3 protein-coding genes are annotated in these 3,959 nt (G+C 65.8%); 2 read left to right on the top strand and 1 reads right to left on the bottom strand.

Translation table 11 applies throughout. From position 1 onward, the window contains the following. On the top strand, nt 1-1,704 hold a 1,704-nt coding region (locus tag A9W96_RS20135; RefSeq protein WP_067142428.1), incomplete at its 5' end, for an NADP-dependent isocitrate dehydrogenase. 27 nt (nt 1,705-1,731) lie between these two features. Further along, nucleotides 1,732-2,961 (top strand): NADP-dependent isocitrate dehydrogenase, encoded by a 1,230-nt coding sequence (locus tag A9W96_RS20130; RefSeq protein ID WP_067142425.1) that lies wholly within the window; start codon nt 1,732-1,734, stop codon nt 2,959-2,961. Here the strand turns inward: A9W96_RS20130 and A9W96_RS20125 are convergent. Beyond that, nucleotides 2,954-3,763 carry an alpha/beta fold hydrolase gene (locus tag A9W96_RS20125; protein WP_067142431.1) on the bottom strand — a complete coding sequence of 270 codons (810 nt, stop codon included), beginning with the start codon at nt 3,761-3,763 and terminating at the stop codon, nt 2,954-2,956. The genes A9W96_RS20130 and A9W96_RS20125 overlap by 8 nt on opposite strands. Nucleotides 3,764-3,959 lie beyond the last annotated feature (196 nt).

Here is a 3,959-nt window from a genome sequence, read left to right as displayed (position 1 = left end):
ATGCGGCACGGCGACTTCTACCACGGTGAGAAGTCGATGACGCTGGACCGCGCGCGCAACGTGAAGATGGTGCTGGAGACCAAGGGCGGACAGACCCTGGAGCTCAAGCCCGAGGTCGAGCTGCGCGACGGCGACGTCATCGACTCCATGTTCATGAGCAAGAAGGCCCTCGTCGAGTTCTACGAGGAGCAGATGCAGGACGCCTACGAAACCGGCGTGATGTTCTCGCTGCACGTCAAGGCGACGATGATGAAGGTGTCGCACCCGATCGTCTTCGGTCACGCGGTGAAGGTCTTCTACAAGGACGCCTTCGCCAAGCACCAGGAGCTCTTCGACGAGCTCGGCGTCGACGTCAACAACGGCCTGAGCGACTTGTACAGCAAGATCGAATCGCTGCCCGCGTCGCTGCACGAGGAGATCATCCGCGACCTGCACGCCTGCCACGAACACCGCCCCGAGCTGGCCATGGTCGATTCGGCCAAGGGCATCACCAACTTTCACTCGCCCAGCGACGTGATCGTGGATGCCTCGATGCCGGCGATGATCCGCGCCGGCGGCAAGATGTGGGGCGCCGACGGGCGGCAGAAGGACACCAAGGCGGTCAACCCCGAATCCACGTTCTCCCGCATTTACCAAGAGATCATCAACTTCTGCAAAACCCATGGGCAGTTCGATCCGACGACGATGGGCACGGTTCCCAACGTCGGGCTGATGGCGCAGCAGGCCGAGGAGTACGGCTCGCACGACAAGACTTTCGAGATCCCCGAGGACGGCGTCGCCAACATCGTCGACCTCGACAGCGGGGAAGTGCTGCTGACCCAGAACGTGGAGGAGGGCGACATCTGGCGGATGCCCATCGTCACCGATGAGGCGATCCGCGACTGGGTCAAGCTGGCCGTCACCCGGGCGCGTAACTCCGGCATGACTGTGGTGTTCTGGCTCGACACCGAGCGACCGCACGAGGTCGAGCTGCGCAAGAAGGTCAAGGCGTACCTGAAGGAGCACGACACCGAGGGCCTGGAGATCCAGATCATGCCGCAGGTGTGGGCCATGCGGTACACGATCGAGCGCGCGATGCGGGGGCAGGACACCATCGCCGCGACCGGAAACATCCTGCGCGACTACCTCACCGACCTGTTCCCGATCCTGGAGCTGGGCACCAGCGCCAAGATGCTGTCCATCGTGCCGTTGATGGCCGGCGGCGGCATGTATGAGACCGGGGCGGGCGGTTCGGCGCCCAAGCACGTCCACCAGCTGGTGGAGGAGAACCACCTGCGGTGGGATTCGCTGGGCGAATTCCTGGCTCTCGGAGCGTGTTTCGAAGACATCGGCATCAAGACCGACAACGAGCGCGCCAAGGTACTGGGCAAGACGCTGGATGCCGCGATCGGCAAGCTGCTGGAGAACAACAAGAGCCCGTCGCGCAAGACCGGCGAGCTCGACAACCGCGGCAGCCAGTTCTACCTGGCGCTGTACTGGGCGGCCGAACTGGCGAAGTCCGACGACGAGGAGTTGCGCCAGCACTTCGCCCCGCTGGCCGACTCGCTGGCCGAGAACGAAGAGACCATCGTGTCCGAACTGGCCGAGGCGCAGGGCGAGACGGTCGACATCGGCGGCTACTACTACCCGGACAGCGAGAAGACGACGGCAATCATGCGGCCCAGCAAGACATTCAACGAGGCGCTAGCGGCTTCAACCGGCTAGGGCCGCAAGCAGGAAGCCGGACTCGGTATGGCAGGCGAAGCCAAGATCAAGGTCAAGGGCCGCGTCGTAGAGCTCGACGGTGACGAAATGACCCGCGTCATCTGGAAGTTCATCAAGGACCTGCTGATCCTGCCGCACCTCGACATCGACCTGGACTACTACGACCTGGGCATCGAGCATCGCGACCGCACCGACGACCAGGTGACGATCGACGCGGCCTACGCCATCAAGAGGCACGGCGTGGGCGTCAAGTGCGCGACCATCACCCCCGACGAGGCCCGCGTCCAGGAGTTCAACCTGAAGAAGATGTGGCTCTCGCCCAATGGGACGATCCGGAACATTCTGGGCGGCACCATCTTCCGTGAGCCCATCGTGATCTCGAACGTGCCGCGGCTGGTGCCGGGCTGGACCAAGCCGATCGTCATCGGCCGCCACGCCTTCGGCGACCAGTACCGGTCGACCAACTTCAAGGTCGACAAACCCGGAACCGTCGCAATCACTTTCACCCCCGCCGACGGCAGCGAGCCGCTGGTGCACGAGATGGTGTCCATCCCCGACGACGGTGGCGTGGTGATGGGGATGTACAACTTCAAGGACTCCATCCGCGATTTCGCCCGCGCCTCGTTGCAGTACGGGCTGAACGCCAAGTGGCCGGTGTACCTGTCCACCAAGAACACCATCCTCAAGGCCTACGACGGCATGTTCAAAGACGAGTTCCAGCGCGTCTACGACGAGGAGTTCAAGGACGAGTTCGAGGCGCAGGGATTGACCTACGAGCACCGGTTGATCGACGACATGGTCGCGGCCTGCCTGAAGTGGGAGGGCGGCTACGTGTGGGCCTGCAAGAACTACGACGGGGACGTCCAGTCGGACCTCGTGGCGCAGGGTTACGGCTCACTGGGACTGATGACGTCGGTGCTGATGACCGCGGACGGCAAGACGGTCGAGGCCGAGGCCGCGCACGGCACCGTCACCCGGCACTTCCGCCAGTACCAGGCCGGCAAGCCGACCTCGACCAACCCGATCGCCTCGATCTTCGCCTGGACGCGCGGACTGGCGCACCGCGGCAAGCTGGACGACACCCCCGAGGTGACCGAGTTCGCGCAAACCCTGGAGAATGTGGTGGTCTCCACGGTCGAGAGCGGGAAGATGACCAAGGACCTGGCCATCCTGATCGGCCCCGATCAGGAGTGGCAGCGCAGCGAGGAATTCCTCAACTCGATCGCCGAGAACCTGGAAAAACGGCTGGCTAGCTAGCCGGTGGCTGGTGCCGGTCCGCACGCCGGTCGGCCCCGGCGGCGCATTCGTCGACGAAGTCGGCGATGACCGCGGTCACCCGGTCGGGCGCCTCGAACATCGGCACGTGCCCGACGCCGTCGAGCTCGGTCATCTTCGTCCCCTCGGGCAGGTAGTCGGTGAAGTGCCGGTAGAACCTGCTCGCGGGCACCACGCGGTCCTTCTCGCACAGCACCAGCTGGACGGGCACCGCGGTGTCGGCCAACTGCAGCAGGCCGGGATCCAGCAGCGACTTGACGAGCAGCTGGAAGTACGCGGGGCAGTGCGCGGCGTCGTCGACGACGACGGACAGCTGCTCGGAGCTGATGCCGTCCGGCCGTGCCGTGAGCGGCAGGGTCGCCAGCCGCCTGCTGAGCGGCAACCGGAGCACCCGCTCACCGAAGAGCCGGGCCAGCGCCAGGAAGGGCATGCCCGCGATGAACTTGCTGATCACCTCGAACTTCACCGGGCTCCACCGCGTCCATCCGCCGGCGGCGCCGATGCCGGTCACGCTGCGCGCGCGCCCGCGCCGCTCCAGCTCGAAGGCGACCCAGCCGCCCAGCGAGTTGCCGACCAGGTGGGCGGTCTCCCAGCCCAGCTGGTCGAGCTGGCGCTCGACGTGGTCGGCCAACACCGACGAGCTCAGCAGCCAGGTGCCCGCGTAGGGCCCGCCGTTGTGCCCGGCCATCGTCGGCACGAAGACCTCGAAGCGGCCGGTGTCGGCCAGCCGCGGCGCGACCGGCTCCCACACCGTCTGCGACATCAGGAACCCGTGCAACATCAGCACCGGCTCTGCGGAACCATCCCTGGGACCGAGGTGGATCGGCGAACGGGCCGAAGGCGACGCCGAGTGAGCGGGGCTCACGCGGAAGGAGCCGAGCAGACGAGCTTGCGCATAACCCGACAGTAAAGCCGGTACCGCCGGTACCGCAACACGCGGGGTGACGGGCGCCGGTCCGTGCGGCCGCGACGGCCGCGCG

It is taken from the genome of Mycobacterium sp. 1245852.3 (assembly GCF_001669335.1).
Classification (GTDB): Bacteria; Actinomycetota; Actinomycetes; order Mycobacteriales; family Mycobacteriaceae; genus Mycobacterium; species Mycobacterium europaeum_A.
The sequence above is the reverse complement of the archived record's forward strand: the minus strand, read 5'-3'. Positions and strand labels throughout refer to the sequence as shown.